This window comes from Nocardioides sp. LHG3406-4, from assembly GCF_049897745.1.
Taxonomy (GTDB): Bacteria; Actinomycetota; Actinomycetes; order Propionibacteriales; family Nocardioidaceae; genus Nocardioides.
The window spans coordinates 217,572-234,149 of sequence record NZ_JAFCWV010000002.1 but is presented as its reverse complement, the minus strand read 5'-3'; the positions used below and the strand labels follow the sequence as shown (position 1 = coordinate 234,149).

Sequence of the window (16,578 nt, the reverse complement as noted above, 5' to 3'; positions counted from 1 at the left end):
AGTCTAGGACTCGGTGGACTGCTCCTTGAACTCGCGGAAGGCGGCGAGCGCCCGCGGGCCGTAGACCGTGCCGGGACCGCCGTTCATCATGATGGCGACCCCGATGGCCTCGGCGACCTCGGCATCGGTGGCCCCGGCCTTCACCAGACCCCGCGCGTGCGCTGCCATGCAGCCGTCGCACTGCTTGCTGATGGCGATGGCCAGGGCGATCAGCTCCTTGGCCCGGACGTCGAGTGCGCCGTCGGCCATAGCCGCCCCCGACATCGCGACATACCCGGCGTAGACGTCGGGGATCAAGCGGCGCAGGTCGGCTGACGGCTGCTTCAGATCGTCGAGCACCTCGGGCCCGTGGGAGTGGTCGTGCTTGGTCATGCGGCGCCTCCGGCGGCAGGGATCGGCTCAGCGGGGTTGGATCAGCATGTTCACCATGTCCACCACCGGACGGTAGCCCAGAGCCAGGTAGATCGCGTTGGAGGTCGGGTTCGCCTGGTCGGTGAACAGGCACGGCCGGCTGTCGTGGGCGAGGATCCTCCGCGAGACCTCCGCCACCGCGGCGCTGGCGTAGCCGTGGCCCCGGTGCTCGACGGGTGTGTAGACCGGCCCCACCCGCGCCGCGCCGTACGCCGGCGGGTTGGCGCCGGTCATGTGCACCCGCTCCCCCGACCCGTCCGTCCAGAACCACAGTCGCTCCAGCTCGATGCGCCGCAGGATGCCCTCGATCGTCTCCACCTGGTCGTGGGCGCTGCCGGGCGCCCGGCCGGCCTGCTCGTCGGCCGCGAGCAGGAACTCGTGGAACCACGTCAGGGCGAGCTCGGCGTCGTCGGGGGTGGCGAGACGCAGCGCACCATCCACCGGCCGGGGCGGGATCAGCTCCTCGAGCTCGAAGAGCCGCGTGTGGATAGCGACCTCCGGGGTGCCGCCCGAGAGCCGCGCCGACTCCTCGGCGCACAGCCGGGCGCCGGGGAGGGCGCCGTTGATCCCCGCCATCGGCTCGCCGCGCTCGTGCAGCACGCGGGCCAGCTCGACCGCCGCCTCGTCGGGCATCGCGAGCAGGAAGGGCGGGTGCGGCCGGAACGGCGCGGTCCGCATCGCGGCCCCGACGACCTCGCCCGCCGCGTCGGTGACCACGAGCCACCAGCGCGGGTGGTCGACCTCGGCCTCGTAGACGCCGTCCTCGATCTCGGCGGCCAGCCGCTCGGTGTACGTCGCCACGACGGTGTTGAGCACCGGGTTGCGACGCAGGTGCCCGTCGGCGCGAGCGAGGAAGTCTCGCGGGTCGTCGTAGAACGTCAGCGTCGCCATGAGCCGGACGCTAGTGCGACAGCCTCGAGCCAGCCAGTGAATACCCGTTTAGGGGCGGGGCACCAGCCGCCATAAACTGCGGCCATGACGCAGACCCAGGGCTCCGACCTGTCCCAGACGACGACGCCACCAGGACAGACCGTTCTGGGCGACGTCGTCGTACCGGACAAGCCGGCCCTCGAGGGCCTGGAGGACAAGTGGTCGGCACGCTGGAAGGCCGACGACACCTACGCGTTCGACCGCACCCAGCCGCGCGAGAACGTCTACTCCATCGACACGCCGCCCCCGACCGTGAGCGGCAGCCTGCACGTCGGGCACGTCTTCTCCTACACCCACCCCGACCTGATCGCGCGCTACCGGCGGATGACCGGCAAGAGCGTGTTCTACCCGATGGGCTGGGACGACAACGGCCTGCCGACCGAGCGCCGCGTCCAGAACTACTACGGCGTGCGCTGCGACCCGTCCCTGCCGTACGACGCCGACTTCACCCCGCCCGAGAAGCCGGACGCCAAGAAGCAGGTCCCGATCAGCCGGCCCAACTTCGTCGAGCTGTGCGAGCAGCTCGTCCTCGAGGACGAGAAGGTCTTCGAGACGCTGTGGCGCCGCCTCGGCCTGTCCGTCGACTGGTCGCAGCACTACACGACGATCGGCCCGAAGGCGCAGGCCGTGAGCCAGCGCGCCTTCCTGCGCAACTTCGCCCGTGGCGAGGCCTACCTGCAGGAGGCGCCGACCCTGTGGGACGTCACGTTCCAGTCGGCCGTCGCCCAGGCCGAGCTCGAGGCTCGCGAGTACCCCGGCGCCTACCACCGGATCGCCTTCCACCGACCCGACGGCGAGCCGGTCTTCATCGAGACGACGCGTCCTGAGCTGATCCCGGCCGTCGTCGCACTGATCGCGCACCCCGACGACGAGCGCTACCAGCCACTGTTCGGCACCACGGTCACCTCGCCGATCTTCGGCGTCGAGATCCCGGTGCACCCCCACCCGCTGGCCGAGCCCGACAAGGGCGCCGGCATCGCGATGTGCTGCACGTTCGGCGACCTGACCGACGTCACCTGGTGGCGTGAGCTCCAGCTCCCCGTGCGCACGATCATCGGCCGCGACGGCCGGCTGCACCGGGAGACGCCCGAGTGGCTCACCGGCGAGTCCGCGGCCGACGACTGGGCCGACCTGGGGGGCAAGACGACCTTCAGCGCCCGCGAGGCGATGGTCGAGAAGGTGCGCGCGTCCGGCGACTTGGACGGCGAGCCGACGCCCACCCAGCGGATGGCGAACTTCTACGAGAAGGGCGACAAGCCCCTCGAGATCGTCTCGACCCGGCAGTGGTACCTCGCCAACGGTGGCCGCGACGCCGGCGTCCGCCAGGAGATGCTCGAACGCGGTGCCGAGATCACCTGGGTGCCCACCCACATGAAGCACCGCTACGACAACTGGGTGGGTGGCCTCAACGGCGACTGGCTGATCTCGCGCCAGCGCTTCTTCGGCGTCCCGTTCCCGGTCTGGTACCCCCTCGACGACCAGGGCGAGCCGGACTACGCACATCCGCTCCTGCCGCGCGAGGACCAGCTGCCGGTCGACCCCTCGACCGACGCGCCCGGCGGGTACGACGAGGGTCGACGCGGCCGGCCCGGCGGCTTCATCGGCGACCCCGACGTGATGGACACCTGGGCGACGTCGTCCCTCTCCCCGCAGATCGCCGGCGGCTGGACGACCGACGACGACCTCTTCGCCCGGGTCTTCCCGATGGACCTGTGCACCCAGGCGCACGACATCATCCGCACCTGGCTGTTCTCCCGCGTGGTCCGCTCGCACCTCGAGAGCCAGACCGCACCGTGGACCCACGCCCTCATCTCCGGGTTCATCCTCGACCCCGACCGCAAGAAGATGTCGAAGTCCAAGGGCAACGTCGTCGTGCCCACCGAGATCCTCGAGAAGTTCGGCGCCGACGCCGTGCGCTGGCGTGCGGCGCTGGCCCGCCCCGGCATGGACTCGCCGTTCGACGAGACCCAGATGAAGGTCGGGCGCCGGCTGGCCATGAAGGTGCTCAACGTCAGCAAGTACGTCCTCAACGTCGGGGCCACCTCCCGCGAGACGTTCGCCGTGAGCGAGCCCATCGACTGCGCACTGCTCGGCCGGCTCGCCAACGTCGTCACGAGGGCGACTGAGGCGTTCGAGGCCTACGACTACACGACAGCGCTCGAGGTCACCGAGAAGTTCTTCTGGGAGTTCTGCGACGACTACGTCGAGCTGGTCAAGGAGCGTGCCTACGCCGACGACAGCCCGGCGACCGCCTCCGCCAAGGCCACCCTGGCGATCGCCCTGCACACCCAGCTCCGGCTGCTCGCTCCGTTCCTGCCCTACGTCACCGAAGAGGTGTGGTCGTGGTGGCAGGAGGGATCGATCCACACGCAGGCGTGGCCGACGGTCGCCGAGCTCGGCGCGGCGGCCGCCGCCGACGCCGGCCTGGTCGACGCGGTCGCGACCGCACTGACCGGCATCCGCGGTGCGAAGTCGCAGGCCAAGGTGTCGATGCGCGCCGAGCTGGCCCGCGTCGAGATCTCCGGACCAGAGGCTCTCGTGCGGGCCGCGGAGCAGGCCGAGGGTGACCTGCGCAGGACCGGCAGGATCGTCGGCGACCTGGTCTTCACCGTCGACGGACAGGCGACCGAGCTCTCGGTGGCCGCCGAGCTGGCACCCACCGACTGAGCGCCGACGCCGGCTACGGCAGCCAGGCGTCCTTCGGCTCGGCCACGTCGGGCGGCCCGGCCGTGCGCAGGTCGTCGTCCTGGGCTGCCTTCTCTGCAGTCTTCTCTGCAGCCTTTTGGGCTGCCTTCTCTGCTGTCTCCTGGGCGGCGATCTCGGCGTCCTCGGCGGCCTTGGCGGCGTCCGCGGCGTTCCTCGCCATGTCCTTGGCGGCCTTCTCAACAGCCTTTTGGGCGGCCTTGTCAGTGACAGCCCCGACGTCCTCAGCAGTCGTCGTGGGGCGGTTGGCGACCCAATCCTTGGGTGCCTTGGGCGCCTTGGGCGCCTTCACGGGCTTGTCAGCCCGCGTGGCCGCCGGGTCCACCGGGTCGGGGATCGTGACCACCGGGGGCTGCGTTGGGACGGGCTCCTCGCTCGGGACCGTCACCGGGGGGTCCGCGTCACCGGTGGTGTCGCCGGGCGGGTCCGTGGGCGGGGGCGCGTCCGTCGACGGACCGCGGCGGTCGTCGGAGCGGCCGGTGCCGCCTCCGCTCCGGCCATGCTGGTCAGCGGTCCGGGCGGGTGGGTGCGTTGCCTCGGGTGCCCGGCGGGCGGCTTCCCCGGCCGGCGGCGCCGAGAGGGCCAGCGCGGGCTCCTCGATCAGGCGGCTCGCAGGAGCGGCGGGCGCCGCGGCCACGACGGTCTGGAAGACGCCGACGAGGGCGTCGGAGCGCAGGGCGTGGCCCAGGAAGATGCCACACACGATGGCGAGTACGGCGAACGCGTACAACGGCCGCTTGTGCTCGACGCTCATTCGAATGCCCCCCTCCCGGACTGGACCAGTGTCCAGGGGTCGGGGCGCCGACGCGAGGCGATCCGGGCGAAATGACTAGAAGTGACTAGGCGGTGCTGGCCGACAGGCAGGCACCGGCCGGGGTCGGGTCAGGCCGACTTCTTCTTCTTGGCCTCGGACTCGCGCGGCACCAGCGTCGGCGCCACGTCGTCCTCGACGACCTCACGGGTCACGATCACCTTGGCGACGTCCCCGCGCGAGGGGACGTCGTACATCACGTGGAGCAGCACCTCCTCGATGATCGCCCGGAGGCCACGGGCACCGGTGCCCCGCTCGAGCGCCTTGTCGGCGATGGAGGCGATGGCCCCCTCGGTGAACTCGAGCTCGACGCCGTCCATGTCGAAGAGGCGCTGGTACTGCTTCACGAGCGCGTTGCGCGGCTCGGTGAGGATCTGGACCAGCGCCTGGTTGTCGAGCTTGCTCACGCTCGCGATCAGCGGCAGCCGGCCGATGAACTCGGGGATCAGGCCGAACTTGGTGAGGTCCTCGGGGCGCACCAGGGCCATCATGTCCTCGGCGTCGCGCTCGGCCTGGCCGCGGACCTCGGCGGTGAAGCCGAGCGACTTCTTGCCGACGCGCTGCTCGACGATGTGCTCGAGCCCGGCGAAGGCGCCGCCCACGATGAACAGGATGTTCGTCGTGTCGATCTGGATGAACTCCTGGTGCGGGTGCTTGCGACCGCCCTGGGGCGGGACCGAGGCGGTGGTGCCCTCGAGCATCTTCAGCAGCGCCTGCTGGACACCCTCACCGGAGACGTCGCGGGTGATGGAGGGGTTCTCGGCCTTCCGGGCGACCTTGTCGATCTCGTCGATGTAGATGATGCCCGTCTCGGCCTTCTTGACGTCGTAGTCGGCGGCCTGGATGAGCTTGAGCAGGATGTTCTCGACGTCCTCACCGACGTAGCCGGCCTCCGTGAGGGCGGTGGCGTCGGCGATCGCGAACGGCACGTTCAACATCCGCGCCAGCGTCTGGGCGAGGTAGGTCTTGCCGCAGCCGGTGGGACCGATGACCAGGATGTTGGACTTGGAGACCTCGACCGCGTCGTCCTTGGTGTGCTTGCCGCTGGCCAGGGTGAGCCCCGCCTGCACGCGCTTGTAGTGGTTGTAGACCGCCACCGCCAGCGACTTCTTGGCGTGCTCCTGGCCGATGACGTAGGAGTTGAGGAACTCGAAGATCTCGCGTGGCTTGGGGAGCTCCTCGAGGCCGAGCTCGGTGCCCTCGGCGAGCTCCTCCTCGATGATCTCGTTGCAGAGCTCGATGCACTCGTCGCAGATGTAGACGTTGGGTCCGGCGATGAGCTTCTTGACCTGCTTCTGGCTCTTCCCGCAGAAGTTGCACTTCAGCAGGTCGCCGCCGTCACCGATTCGAGCCACGGGCGATCATCCTCCGGTCCGGCCGGGGAAGACCCGGCAGTCGTGCTGCAAACTCCTAGACGGTACCCCGAGCCGGCCCCGGAGCGGGGCCGGACACGAGGCGGCTTCCAACTGGTGCTGCGATGCTGTCTTGTGCACTTGTGCTGCGCTCAGGAGAGCGCGGCGACCCCGGCTCGGGGCTCGAGCACGGCGTCGATCAGGCCGTAGTCGACCGCCTGCTCGGCCGTCAGGATCTTGTCGCGCTCGATGTCGCGGCTGACCTGGTCGATATCCTTGCCGCTGTGCTCGGCGATCATCTTCTCCAGCAGCTCGCGCATCCGGAGGATCTCGTTGGCCTGGATCTCGATGTCGGAGGTCTGGCCGAACGTGCCCTCGGTGTAGGGCTGGTGGATCAGGATCCGGCTGTTGGGCAGCGCCAGCCGCTTGCCGGGGGTGCCGGCCGCCAGCAGGATCGCGGCCGCCGAGGCCGCCTGGCCCAGGCACACGGTCTGCACGTCGGGCTTGATGAAGCGCATCGTGTCGTAGATCGCCGTCAGCGCGGTGAACGAGCCGCCGGGGCTGTTGATGTAGATGCTGATGTCCTGGTCGGGATTCATCGTCTCCAGGCACAGCAGCTGCGCCATCACGGCGTTCGCCACGTCGTCGGAGATGGGCGACCCGAGGAAGATGATGCGCTCCTCGAAGAGCTTGGCGTAGGGGTCGATGCGGCGGAAGCCGTAGGACGTCCGCTCCTCCCACTGGGGGATGTAGTAGTTCATGCTCAGTCCTTCTTGGCAGCGGGGTCGGCGTCGGAGTTGCGGGCCGGGCGGCCCTGGTCGGCGGCCTCGCGGGCGCTGGTGATCACCTTGTCCACCAGGCCGTACTCGAGGGCCTGGTCGGCGGTGAACCAACGGTCGCGGTCGGCGTCGGCGACGACCTGGTCGAGCTCCTGGCCGGTGTGCTGGGCGATGAGCTCGAGCAGCACCTTCTTGATGTGCAGCGACTGCTGCGCCTGGATCTTGATGTCGGAGGCGGAGCCACCCATGCCGGACGACGGCTGGTGCATCATGATCCGCGCGTGCGGCAGGGCGTAGCGCTTGCCCTTGGTGCCGGCGCAGAGCAGGAACTGGCCCATCGAGGCCGCCAGCCCCATGCCGACGGTCGCGACGTCGTTGGGGATGTAGTTCATGGTGTCGTAGATCGCCATGCCGGCATCCACGGAGCCACCGGGCGAGTTGATGTGCAGGAAGATGTCGGCGTCGGGATCCTCGGCCGAGAGCAGCAGCAGCTGGGCGCAGATGGCGTTCGCGTTCTGCTCGCGGACCTCGGAGCCGAGGAACACGATCCGCTCGCGCAGCAGTCGCTGGTAGATGTGGTCGTCGAGGCCGTACGACGCCTGGCCGCCATTCATCGCAGGGGAGCTGGGGTTCTGGTTCACGCCTGTGACCCTAGCCCGAAGGAAGGACACTTCCACGCGATGGGAGCCTGTGTTCGCCGACAGCGCACAAGGCGGCCCGGGGCCGGGCGCAGGGGTCACGCCGTGCTCTAGCGTGGCCGACATGGACATCCCCACCCACGAGCTCAACGACGGCCAGTCCCTGCCCGCCATCGGATTCGGCACCTACCCGCTCAGGGGCGACGACGGCATCGCCGCGATCGTCTCCGCGCTCGAGGTCGGCTACCGCCTCATCGACACCGCGGTGAACTACGAGAACGAGCGCGAGGTCGGCGAGGCCATCCGCCGCGCCGGCGTCCCCCGTGACGAGCTCGTGGTGTGCAGCAAGATCCCGGGCCGCCACCACGGCTACGACGACGCCATCAGCTCGACGCACGAGTCCCTCGAGCGGCTCGGCCTCGATCACCTCGACCTGCACCTCATCCACTGGCCGAACCCCGGTCAGGGCAGGTACGCCGAGGCCTGGCGTGCCCTGGTCGACCTCCAGCGCGAGGGCCTCGTGCGCAGCATCGGCGTCTCCAACTTCACCGCGGACCACCTGCGCCGGGTCTTCGACGAGACCGGGGTCGCTCCCGCGGTCAACCAGATCGAGCTGCACCCCTACTTCCCCCAGCAGGAGATGCGCGCGGTCAACGAGGGGCTCGGCATCCGCACGGAGTCGTGGAGCCCGCTGGGCAAGCGGCAGGCTCCCTTCGCCGAGCCGCCGGTGGCCGACGCGGCCGAGGCGCACGGCGTGCAGCCGGGCCAGGTGATCCTGCGCTGGCAGGTCCAGCTCGGCGCCGTACCCATCCCGAAGTCCGCCACCCCGGCCCGCCAGCGCGAGAACCTGGACGTCTTCGGCTTCGAGCTCACCAAGGACGAGATGGACGCCATCACCGCGCTCGGCCGGCCCGACGGCCGGCTCTTCGGCGGCGACCCCGAGACCCACGAGGAGATGTAGGGGCCCACCTCGGGTGGGATGCTGGCGTGATGAGCGACGGACTCGACAGCCTGCGGGCTCCCGGCCGCGTGGCCGCGCCCGACGAGGGCATCACGATCGACGAGCTGAGGCTGGCCTCCCGCAACCACGCCCTGCCGATGGAGCTCCTGCGGCACGATGTCACCCCCACGGGCTCCCACTACGTGCTGACGCACTACGACATCCCCGACGTCGACCCCTCGACCTGGCGGCTCGACGTCGACGGTGCGGTCGAGCGACCACTGAAGCTCGACCTGGCTGCCCTCCGGGCGATGCCGGCGCAGACGGTGCGCGTCACGATGGAGTGCGCCGGCAACGGCCGGGCCGCCCTGATCCCCCGGCCACTCAGCCAGCCGTGGCTCAACGGCGCCGTCGGCACCGCCGACTGGACCGGCGTCCCGCTCGCGCTGCTCCTCGAACGGGCCGGGGTCGCCGAGGAGGCCACGGACCTCGTCCTGACCGGTCTCGACCATGGCATCGAGCGGGGCACGGAGCAGGACTACCAGCGCGGCCTCTCGCTGGCTGACGCCGCGGCGTCGGACGCTCTGGTGGTGCACGAGATGAACGGCGTTCCCCTGCCGCCCCAGCACGGGTTCCCGGTGCGCTTGGTCGTGCCCGGCTGGTACGGCATGGGCAACGTGAAGTGGCTGCACCGCATCACCGTGGCGACCGAGCCCTTCGCCGGCTTCCAGAACCGGGCCTACCGGTTGAGGCAGGAGGCGGGCGACGAAGGCGAGCCGGTCAGCCGCATCGAGCCCCGGGCGCTGGTCGAGCCGCCGGGCTTCCCCGACTTCATGACCCGCACCCGCGTCGTACGCCCCGGACCCACGACGTTGCGTGGCCGGGCGTGGTCGGGCTGGGCGCCGGTGGAGCGCGTCGAGGTGAGCACCGACGACGGCACGACCTGGCGCGAGGCCGGGCTCGGACCCGACCTCGGCCGCTGGGCCTGGCGGGCGTTCGACATCCCGTGGGAGGCCGAGCCGGGCGAGCACAGCCTCCGCGCCCGCGCGTACGACGGCTCCGGCCGGGTGCAGCGCCTGGACCCCGCGTGGAACCGGGGCGGGTTCGCCAACAACGCCGACCAGCCGGTGCTCGTCGTGGTGCCCGGGCGAGGGAGCTGAGACGACACCGACCCGCCGCACTGCGTGCGACGGGTCGGTGGTGGCCGTGGGGGTTCGCGGCGGTCAGGACTCGGTAGGCTCCTCCGCCGGCTCCTCAGCGGCCAGGTCGGCCGTATCGGCCTCCGGCTCGCCGATGGTGCCGTCCGGGCGCAGGTTCTTGAGCTCGACCACGTTGCCCGAGGCGTCGGTGACGCGCGCCGACTCGACGATGGTCGCCAGCGCCTTGCCGCGCAGGATCTCCTGCACGAGCTCGGGGATGTGGTTGTGCTCGAACATGTGGTTGGCGAACTCCTGCGGGTCCTGCCCGGACTGCTGGGCGCGACGCACCAGGTGCTGGGAGAGGTCGTCCTGCTCGACGCCGAGCTCCTCCTTCTTCGCCACCTCGTCGAGGATGAACTGAGCAGCGACGGCCTCGCGGACCCGGCGCTCGAGGTCGGCCTCGAACTCCTCGGTGGTCTGGCCCTCGTCCTCGAGGTACTTCTCCATGGTCATGCCGGAGTAGACGAGCTGCTGCTCGACGTTCTCCCGGCGCGCGTTGAGCTCGTCGGCGACCAGGGTCTCCGGCAGCGGGATCTCGGTCTTCTCGAGCAGCGCCTCCAAGACGGCGTCCCGGGCGGCCGCGGCCTGCTCGAGGCGCTTGCCCCGGCCGAGCCGCTCGCGCACGTCGGCGGTGAGCTCCTCGGCGGTGTCGAACTCGGAGGCCAGCTGGGCGAACTCGTCGTCGACCTCGGGCAGCTCCTGCTGCTGCACGGCGGACACGGTGACGGTCACGTCGACGTCCTGGCCCACCAGGTCGCCGCCGACGAGCTGCGAGGGGAACGTCTTGGAGTCGCCGGCGGCCATGCCGACCAGCGCCTCGTCGAGGCCGTCGAGCATGCCCCCGCGACCGACCTTGTAGGACATGCCGGAGACCTCACCGCCCTCGACGGTCTCGCCGTCGACGGACGCGACGAGGTCGATCGTCACGAAGTCGCCGTCGGCGGCTGCGCGCTCGACATCCAGGAGGGTGCCGAAGCGCTCACGCAGCGCCTGGACCTGCTCCTCGACATCGGCGTCGGTGACCTCGACGTCCTCGACCTGGGCCTCGATGCCGTCGTAGGCCGGCACGTCGAACTCGGGCTTCACATCGACCTCGGCGGTGAACTCGAGGGTCTCGTTGTCCTCGAGCTTGGTCACCTCGATCTCGGGCTGGGCCAGCGGCTCGAGGGAGTTCTCCTTGAGCGCCTCGATGTACTTCTCGGGAAGCACCTGGTTGATCGCCTCGTCGAGGACCGCGCCGCGGCCGACCTGGCGGTCGATCACGGCCGGGGGCACCTTGCCGCGGCGGAACCCGGGCACGTTGATCTGCCCGGCGATCTTCTTGTACGCCGCGTCGAGGCTCGGCTTGAGCTCCTCGAAGGGCACCTCGACGGTCAGCTTGGCCCGGGTCGGGCTCAAGGTCTCGACGGCGCTCTTCACAGGTTGTCTCCTTCTGAATGGGTGGTGCATGAAGTCGGTGCAGCTGTTGGGCAACTGTCGGGGCGACAGGACTCGAACCTGCGATCTCCTGCTCCCAAAGCAGGCGCGCTAGCCACTACGCTACGCCCCGCCAAGTCGGGTCCGACGTGCGTCGGACCAGCCTTGGAGCGGATGACGGGAATCGAACCCGCGTAGTCAGTTTGGAAGACTGAAGCTCTACCATTGAGCTACATCCGCGCGCACCGGCCCGCCCTCGTCCGAGCGGGAATTTGTGCGCTGTCATGGTGCCACATCGACCGGCGCGGACCCCAACCGAGGCGGTCGGCCCGGCCCGCCGCCCGCTGCGAGGCGGAGCTCAGCGCCGGTGCACCAAGAGCAGAGCCCGGTCGTCGTCGGGCGAGCCCAGGGTGTCGATCAGCCTGGCGGCCCCGTTGCGGAAGTCGCCGCGCAGCACGCGCTCGGCCTGTCCGATCATCTTGTCGATGCCCGAGGAGATGTCGCGCCCCCGCGACTCGACCAGGCCGTCGGTGTAGAGCAGGATCACGTCGCCGCGGGCCATGGAGCCGGCCACCGACTCGAACTCGGCCTGGTCGATCAGGCCCAGGAGCGGACCCGAGCTCGGCAGGACCGACCACCTCCCGGTGCCGGCGGCCAGCCAGACGGCCGGCGGGTGGCCGGCCGAGCGGATCACGAAGTCGCCCGTGCGCAGGTCGAGCGAGAAGTGGATGGCGCTGGCGAAGCCCTCGTCCCAGTCCTGCCGGAGCAGGTAGGTGTTGGCGGACGGCAGGAACTCGTCGGGCGGCAGCGCTCCCATCAGCCCCCCGAAGGCGCCCGACAGCAGCAGGGCCCGGGTGCCGGCCTGCTCCCCCTTCCCGGACACGTCGACCACGGCGATCTCGAGACGGTCCCCCGCGGCGGAGCGCGACGCCACCACGAAGTCCCCGGCGAACGCCGTACCGCCGGCCGACCGGAGCTCGCTGCCGACGTACCAGTCGGCGGGCAGGGGCGGGATGCGGCCCTGCTTGAGGATGCGGTCGCGCAGGTCCACCAGCATGGCCTCGCCCATCAGGCCCGCGACGCCAAGCCGCGACCGGCGGAACGAGCCGAGCAGCACGATCAGGGCGAGCCCGAAGATCACGACGACGCCGACCACGACCCGGATGTTGAGCGTCGGCTGGTTGACCAGCGCGACCACCAGGAAGAACAGCACGAAGACCACGAACCACGGCAGGTGCCGAGGGCCGAGAAGGATGCTGGAGAGGACGAGCGGGACGACGAGCAGCAGGAGCGGCGCGTAGTCCGGGAAGCTCACGATCACCGCGGTGAGGAGGAGCGTGACGACGACCAGCCAGCCGAGGTGGTGAGCGCCCTCGGCCCGCGTCAGGGCCCGCCAGCGCCTGCGCGCCGATCGGGGCGGCATCAGCCGGCCGGAGCGGTTGTCAGTCATCTCGTCCCTCGTTCCACCTGCGCGGAGCCTACGGCCCGCGACCGGAACGTGCGCTGACATTGCGGGCACCAGAAGAGGTTGCGCCCGACGAGCACCTCGGTGCGGATGGCGGTGCCGCAGACCAGGCACGGCTGCCCGGTCCGCCGGTAGACGTAGACCTCGCCGCCGTGGTCGTCCCTGCGCGCCGGGCGACCCATCGCCTCGGGGGTGTGCTCGGGTCGGACGGTGTCGATGCGACCGGTGCGGACCCCTTCGGCCATCAGCTCCACGAGGTCGTCCCAGATCGCCTGGAACTGGCCTCGGCGCAGGGTCCGGCCGGGACGCAGCGGGTGGATGCGGTGCCGGAACAGCACCTCGGCGCGGTAGACGTTGCCGACGCCCGCCAGCACCTCCTGGTCCATGAGCAGGTCCCCGACGGGGCGACCGCTCCTGCTGATGCGCTGCCAGGCCCGCCCGGGATTGGCGTCGGCGCGCAGCGGGTCGGGGCCGAGGCGCCCGACGATCTCGTCGCGCCGGGCGAGGCCGACCAGGTCGCACTGGGTGGCGCCGCGCAGGTCGGCGTACGCCGTGGGCCGCTCGATCCGCAGCCGCACCTGCCCGACCGGTGCGCCGACCACATCGACACCGGTGCGCACGTCGAACGAGCCGATCAGGCCGAGATGGACGTGCACGAAGCGCTCCCCCGCGAACTCCACGAAAAGGTGCTTGCCGGCCGAGTCGGCTCCGACGAGCAGGGCGCCGTCGAGGGCGGCGGCGTCGGCGGCGAACCGGCCCTGCGGGCTGCTGACGCGCACCAGCGAGCCGGCGAACGCGCTGGTGAGGTCGTTCGCCAGCTTCCTGAGGGTGTGCCCCTCAGGCATCGCTGTCCTGGCCCGCACCGAGTGCGGTCTCGGGGAGGCTGGGCAGCTCGCCACTCGTCTCGTACGTCGTGAGCTGACCGATGCGGCGTACGTGCCGCTCGTCGCCGCTGAAGGAGGTCTCGAGGAAGACCTGGACGAAGCGGGTCAGGTCGTCGACGGAGTGCATCCGCCCGCCGACGCTGACGACGTTGGCGTCGTTGTGCTCGCGGGCGAGAGCGGCGGTCTCCTCCGACCAGACCAGCGCAGCGCGTACCCCCGCCACCTTGTTGGCGGCCATCTGCTCGCCGTTGCCGGAGCCGCCGATGACGACCCCGAGGGCGTCGCCACCGTCGGCGCGCTCGCGGGCCACGCCCTCGGCCGCGCGCAGGCAGAACACCGGGTAGTCGTCGACGGCGTCGTAGACGAAGGGGCCGTAGTCGACCGGCTCGTAGCCGTGGTCGTGGAGCCACCCCTTGAGGTGCTCCTTGAGCTCGAGGCCGGCGTGGTCGGAACCCAGGTGGACGCGCATGGCGGACATCTTCGCATCCACCTCAGAGGGCGATGACCATGCCTTCGGAGGCGACCAGCACCTCGCCGTCGTAGGTCTGCGCGACCTCGCGCGCTGTCCGCTCGCGGTCGACCCCCGGCCAGAAGTGGGTGAGGAGGAGGCGCTTCGCCCCGGCGTCGCGGGCCGCCTCCGCCGCCGTGCGGGCGTTGAGGTGCAGCTGCTCCTTCTTCGGCTCGGCGAGCTGCGTGTAGTCGGTGCACTCGACGACGAAGAGGTCGGCGTCGCGGCCGAGCTCGGCCAGCGCGGGGGACGGCCCCGTGTCGCCGGTGTAGGCCACGACCAGGTCGTCGGAGACCAGGCGGACGCCCGCGTTGGTGACGTAGTGCGGCAGGCCCGCCGACTCCAGCCGCCAGGGCCCCACCGGGTACGCCGCGGACGGCAGCTGGTGCCAGGTGAAGACCCGGTCCATGGCACCGTCGTCGGGACCGTCGATGGACTGGACCTCCCACAGCTGGTCGCGCACCTGCTGGGGGGCGTACGTCGGGATGGCGGGCGCCGCCGGGGCGCCGAAGTGCCGCGCCCGGAAGAAGGCGTGCAGGTCCCCCATGTGGTCGGCGTGCGCGTGGCTGATCACGACCGCGTCGACGCCGTCGCCGGCGTGCGATCCGAGGTGGTCCAGCAGGCGCACGGCGGTGCCGTAGCCGAGGTCGAGCACGACCCGGAAGCCCTGGTGCTCCAGGACGTAGCCGCTACACGCGTGCCCTGCGCCGGGCCAGGCCCCGCTGGAGCCGAGCACGACCAGGCGGCTGCTCCCTTCGGCCATGGCTCAGCGCGCCATCAGGGCGTCCATGGCGACCGCGACCGCCGCCGCCACCCGGAAGTCGACTCGCGGGTCGGGCACGTCGACGGTGTAGCGGTCGCCGATGCTCATCTGCCTGCTGACGGAGATCAGTGGGGCTCCGTCGCTCGAGACGTAGTCGAAGTGGATCGGCAGGAAGTCGACATCGGTGAAGCGCCGGATCAGCGCGATGGCCATGTTCCGCTCCTGGCCGGTGCCGGCGTAGCCGGGACCCTCGACGTGGAACGTCGACCGCAGCAGGCTGGCGCCGAAGTCCTTGCGGAAGAACCCCAGCGACGCGCCCGTCTCGTCGGTGACGTCGTAGCCCGCGTTGAGGTCCATCACCGCGCGTGCCTTGAACCCGAAGACCGGCCGAGTGCGGGTCGAGTCGGCGTAGAAGGTGACCTGCTCCTTGAAGGCGAAGCGCTTCTGCTCCGCGAACGCCATCAGCTGTCCGTAGCCGCCGCCCGGCGCCGGCGCGAAGACCTCGTAGCGGTTCACCATCATGGTGAGCTTCTGCTTCACGAAGAACTGGGGCAGGTGCATCTGTGCGGTCATGCGGCACAGCCTAGGCAGACTGGTGCCATGAGCTCCCTCGGCTGGTCGGTCCTCGTCCTCGTCTTCCTAGACGAGGTCCTCGCCGCCGTCGCGGCCGGCATCTGGGGTGCGCACGCCCACGGCGTTGCCAGTGCCGTCCTCGCGCCGACACTGGTCGTCGTCGTCTGGTGGGCCTTCGCCTCCCCGAAGGCGCCGTACGGCGGCCGGGTGGTGCGGCCGGTCGTGAAGGTGCTGGTCTTCGGGTCTGCGTCGTGGGGCCTGTGGGTGGCCGACCATCACGGCTGGGCGGTCGCCCTGCTGGCCTTCTCGGTCGTCATCAACGCAGTGGCTCAGCTGTCGTCGATCCGGACCCTCGCCGAGGACACCGTGAGCCGGCGGGACTAGGGCACCCTCCCGGCGATCAACATGACTTGCCTACACGGGTTGGTAGCAGAGCCCAGGTCAGCCGTCGGGGTCCTGCCGCCGGCCGAAGCGGGCCAGCAGGTGCCAGACCTTCTTCAACGCCTGGGGGTCGTGCTCCCCCGCCCGGGCAGCACTCCCGATGATGTCGGGCGTCAGTGCCTCGCCCAGCGACCTGGCCAGCGCGACGTGCTCAGGCCCGCGGTAGGCATCATCCAGCCCAGCCGTGAGCACCGAGTAGCCCGGGTGCCACTCCACCGGGCAGCCCGCCCTCTCGGCGGCCTCGGAGACGGCGGTGCCGCGGAAGCAGGGGTCCAGCACGAGCGCCTCCACATCCATGCCGAGCCGCAGACCACCGTGCACGTGGGCCTCGACGTAGTCGTCGAGCGCGTCGTGCCCGGCAGCGTCGCGCATGGCGACCAGGTCCGTGATCCGCTCAGGGCCGGCCACTGCATCGGGCTCGAAGACGGAGTCCGGGAAGCAGAACGACGTCCGCCCGGTGACCTCGGGACGCAGTCGGAGGTACGCCGACCCGAAGCGCGGGCTGGCTCCGTAAGGGTCGCGTCGGTCATCGAGCGCGCCGTACACCGGGCGGGCGTCGGACGCGGCTGTGTCATACCGGCCGCCGAAGAGCCGGCACTCCCAGCGCCATCGGTCGCCGCCGGGGTGCGCCGTCAGACCGCCGTTGGAGGAGCCGGTGGCGAACTGGCTGAGGTAGACACCGTCGCGAGCCAGCGCGTCCAGGACCAGACCGCCCCGGAACGGCCAGTCGGGGTGGAACGCGACGGTGATCCGGGGGCCGTCCAC

At 70.7% G+C, this 16,578-nt stretch carries 17 protein-coding genes and 2 tRNA genes; 4 read left to right on the top strand and 15 right to left on the bottom strand.

What is annotated here, in order from left to right; all coding sequences use genetic code 11:
* Positions 1-3 precede the first annotated feature (3 nt).
* Both ACP7BP_RS07145 and ACP7BP_RS07140 read right to left on the bottom strand, forming a co-directional pair.
* Complete coding sequence (locus ACP7BP_RS07145) at positions 4-372, bottom strand: carboxymuconolactone decarboxylase family protein (protein ID WP_426243878.1); 369 nt, start codon at positions 370-372, stop codon at positions 4-6.
* Positions 373-399: 27 nt separating this feature from the next.
* Positions 400-1,302, bottom strand: a complete 903-nt coding sequence (locus tag ACP7BP_RS07140; RefSeq protein WP_426243877.1) for a GNAT family N-acetyltransferase — start codon at positions 1,300-1,302, stop codon at positions 400-402.
* An 84-nt stretch (positions 1,303-1,386) separates the two neighbouring features.
* Between ACP7BP_RS07140 and valS the strand changes: the two genes are divergently transcribed.
* On the top strand, positions 1,387-4,008 hold the full coding sequence (gene valS, locus ACP7BP_RS07135; protein WP_426243876.1) for a valine--tRNA ligase: 2,622 nt from the start codon (positions 1,387-1,389) through the stop codon (positions 4,006-4,008).
* Positions 4,009-4,021: 13 nt separating this feature from the next.
* Here valS and ACP7BP_RS07130 read toward each other — a convergent pair whose 3' ends face one another.
* The 4 genes from ACP7BP_RS07130 to ACP7BP_RS07115 form a co-directional block, all read right to left on the bottom strand.
* Positions 4,022-4,798 carry a hypothetical protein gene (locus ACP7BP_RS07130; protein ID WP_426243875.1) on the bottom strand — a complete coding sequence of 259 codons (777 nt, stop codon included), beginning with the start codon at positions 4,796-4,798 and terminating at the stop codon, positions 4,022-4,024.
* Between the two features lie 128 nt (positions 4,799-4,926).
* Positions 4,927-6,210, bottom strand: a complete 1,284-nt coding sequence (clpX, locus tag ACP7BP_RS07125) for an ATP-dependent Clp protease ATP-binding subunit ClpX (RefSeq protein WP_426243874.1) — start codon at positions 6,208-6,210, stop codon at positions 4,927-4,929.
* 149 nt (positions 6,211-6,359) lie between these two features.
* Positions 6,360-6,968, bottom strand: a complete 609-nt coding sequence (locus tag ACP7BP_RS07120; protein WP_426243873.1) for an ATP-dependent Clp protease proteolytic subunit — start codon at positions 6,966-6,968, stop codon at positions 6,360-6,362.
* Positions 6,969-6,970: 2 nt separating this feature from the next.
* Positions 6,971-7,600, bottom strand: coding sequence for an ATP-dependent Clp protease proteolytic subunit (locus ACP7BP_RS07115; protein ID WP_426244775.1), 630 nt, complete (start codon positions 7,598-7,600; stop codon positions 6,971-6,973).
* A gap of 148 nt (positions 7,601-7,748) precedes the next feature.
* Here ACP7BP_RS07115 and ACP7BP_RS07110 point away from each other — a divergent pair, with 148 nt between their 5' ends.
* Positions 7,749-8,585 (top strand): aldo/keto reductase, encoded by an 837-nt coding sequence (locus ACP7BP_RS07110; protein ID WP_426243872.1) that lies wholly within the window; start codon positions 7,749-7,751, stop codon positions 8,583-8,585.
* 29 nt (positions 8,586-8,614) lie between these two features.
* Complete coding sequence (locus ACP7BP_RS07105; protein ID WP_426243871.1) at positions 8,615-9,724, top strand: sulfite oxidase; 1,110 nt, start codon at positions 8,615-8,617, stop codon at positions 9,722-9,724.
* Between the two features lie 63 nt (positions 9,725-9,787).
* Here the strand turns inward: ACP7BP_RS07105 and tig are convergent, their stop codons facing one another.
* The 8 genes from tig to ACP7BP_RS07065 all read right to left on the bottom strand — a co-directional run bounded on the left by tig (position 9,788) and on the right by ACP7BP_RS07065 (position 15,372).
* Positions 9,788-11,182, bottom strand: coding sequence for a trigger factor (gene tig, locus ACP7BP_RS07100; protein ID WP_426243870.1), 1,395 nt, complete (start codon positions 11,180-11,182; stop codon positions 9,788-9,790).
* Positions 11,183-11,239: 57 nt separating this feature from the next.
* A tRNA-Pro gene (locus ACP7BP_RS07095) sits at positions 11,240-11,312 on the bottom strand.
* 33 nt (positions 11,313-11,345) lie between these two features.
* A tRNA-Gly gene (locus ACP7BP_RS07090) sits at positions 11,346-11,419 on the bottom strand.
* Between the two features lie 118 nt (positions 11,420-11,537).
* Positions 11,538-12,629, bottom strand: a complete 1,092-nt coding sequence (locus tag ACP7BP_RS07085; RefSeq protein WP_426243869.1) for a PP2C family protein-serine/threonine phosphatase — start codon at positions 12,627-12,629, stop codon at positions 11,538-11,540.
* Positions 12,626-13,489, bottom strand: a complete 864-nt coding sequence (locus ACP7BP_RS07080; RefSeq protein WP_426243868.1) for an Fpg/Nei family DNA glycosylase — start codon at positions 13,487-13,489, stop codon at positions 12,626-12,628. The genes ACP7BP_RS07085 and ACP7BP_RS07080 overlap by 4 nt, the downstream gene beginning before the upstream one ends.
* Complete coding sequence (locus tag ACP7BP_RS07075; protein ID WP_426244774.1) at positions 13,482-13,997, bottom strand: ribose-5-phosphate isomerase; 516 nt, start codon at positions 13,995-13,997, stop codon at positions 13,482-13,484. The genes ACP7BP_RS07080 and ACP7BP_RS07075 overlap by 8 nt, the downstream gene beginning before the upstream one ends.
* A 22-nt stretch (positions 13,998-14,019) precedes the next feature.
* Positions 14,020-14,799, bottom strand: a complete 780-nt coding sequence (locus tag ACP7BP_RS07070; RefSeq protein WP_426243866.1) for an MBL fold metallo-hydrolase — start codon at positions 14,797-14,799, stop codon at positions 14,020-14,022.
* Between the two features lie 3 nt (positions 14,800-14,802).
* Positions 14,803-15,372 (bottom strand): hypothetical protein, encoded by a 570-nt coding sequence (locus ACP7BP_RS07065; RefSeq protein ID WP_426243864.1) that lies wholly within the window; start codon positions 15,370-15,372, stop codon positions 14,803-14,805.
* Between the two features lie 27 nt (positions 15,373-15,399).
* Here ACP7BP_RS07065 and ACP7BP_RS07060 point away from each other — a divergent pair, with 27 nt between their 5' ends.
* Positions 15,400-15,756 carry a DUF2568 domain-containing protein gene (locus ACP7BP_RS07060; RefSeq protein WP_426243862.1) on the top strand — a complete coding sequence of 119 codons (357 nt, stop codon included), beginning with the start codon at positions 15,400-15,402 and terminating at the stop codon, positions 15,754-15,756.
* Positions 15,757-15,813: 57 nt separating this feature from the next.
* On the opposite strand, the gene ACP7BP_RS07055 is transcribed toward ACP7BP_RS07060, so the two are convergent.
* Positions 15,814-16,578, bottom strand: a complete 765-nt coding sequence (locus tag ACP7BP_RS07055) for a DUF3626 domain-containing protein (RefSeq protein WP_426243860.1) — start codon at positions 16,576-16,578, stop codon at positions 15,814-15,816.

Coding starts and splice junctions, on each gene's coding strand:
- ACP7BP_RS07115 (WP_426244775.1), bottom strand. CDS start 7,600: ATGAATGGCGGCCAGGCGTCGTACGGCCTCGACGACCACATCTACCAG.
- ACP7BP_RS07110 (WP_426243872.1), top strand. CDS start 7,749: ATGGACATCCCCACCCACGAGCTCAACGACGGCCAGTCCCTGCCCGCC.
- ACP7BP_RS07080 (WP_426243868.1), bottom strand. CDS start 13,489: ATGCCTGAGGGGCACACCCTCAGGAAGCTGGCGAACGACCTCACCAGC.
- ACP7BP_RS07085 (WP_426243869.1), bottom strand. CDS start 12,629: ATGACTGACAACCGCTCCGGCCGGCTGATGCCGCCCCGATCGGCGCGC.
- ACP7BP_RS07140 (WP_426243877.1), bottom strand. CDS start 1,302: ATGGCGACGCTGACGTTCTACGACGACCCGCGAGACTTCCTCGCTCGC.
- ACP7BP_RS07105 (WP_426243871.1), top strand. CDS start 8,615: ATGAGCGACGGACTCGACAGCCTGCGGGCTCCCGGCCGCGTGGCCGCG.
- ACP7BP_RS07145 (WP_426243878.1), bottom strand. CDS start 372: ATGACCAAGCACGACCACTCCCACGGGCCCGAGGTGCTCGACGATCTG.
- ACP7BP_RS07060 (WP_426243862.1), top strand. CDS start 15,400: ATGAGCTCCCTCGGCTGGTCGGTCCTCGTCCTCGTCTTCCTAGACGAG.
- ACP7BP_RS07065 (WP_426243864.1), bottom strand. CDS start 15,372: ATGACCGCACAGATGCACCTGCCCCAGTTCTTCGTGAAGCAGAAGCTC.
- ACP7BP_RS07070 (WP_426243866.1), bottom strand. CDS start 14,799: ATGGCCGAAGGGAGCAGCCGCCTGGTCGTGCTCGGCTCCAGCGGGGCC.
- ACP7BP_RS07120 (WP_426243873.1), bottom strand. CDS start 6,968: ATGAACTACTACATCCCCCAGTGGGAGGAGCGGACGTCCTACGGCTTC.
- ACP7BP_RS07130 (WP_426243875.1), bottom strand. CDS start 4,798: ATGAGCGTCGAGCACAAGCGGCCGTTGTACGCGTTCGCCGTACTCGCC.
- ACP7BP_RS07075 (WP_426244774.1), bottom strand. CDS start 13,997: ATGCGCGTCCACCTGGGTTCCGACCACGCCGGCCTCGAGCTCAAGGAG.
- valS (WP_426243876.1), top strand. CDS start 1,387: ATGACGCAGACCCAGGGCTCCGACCTGTCCCAGACGACGACGCCACCA.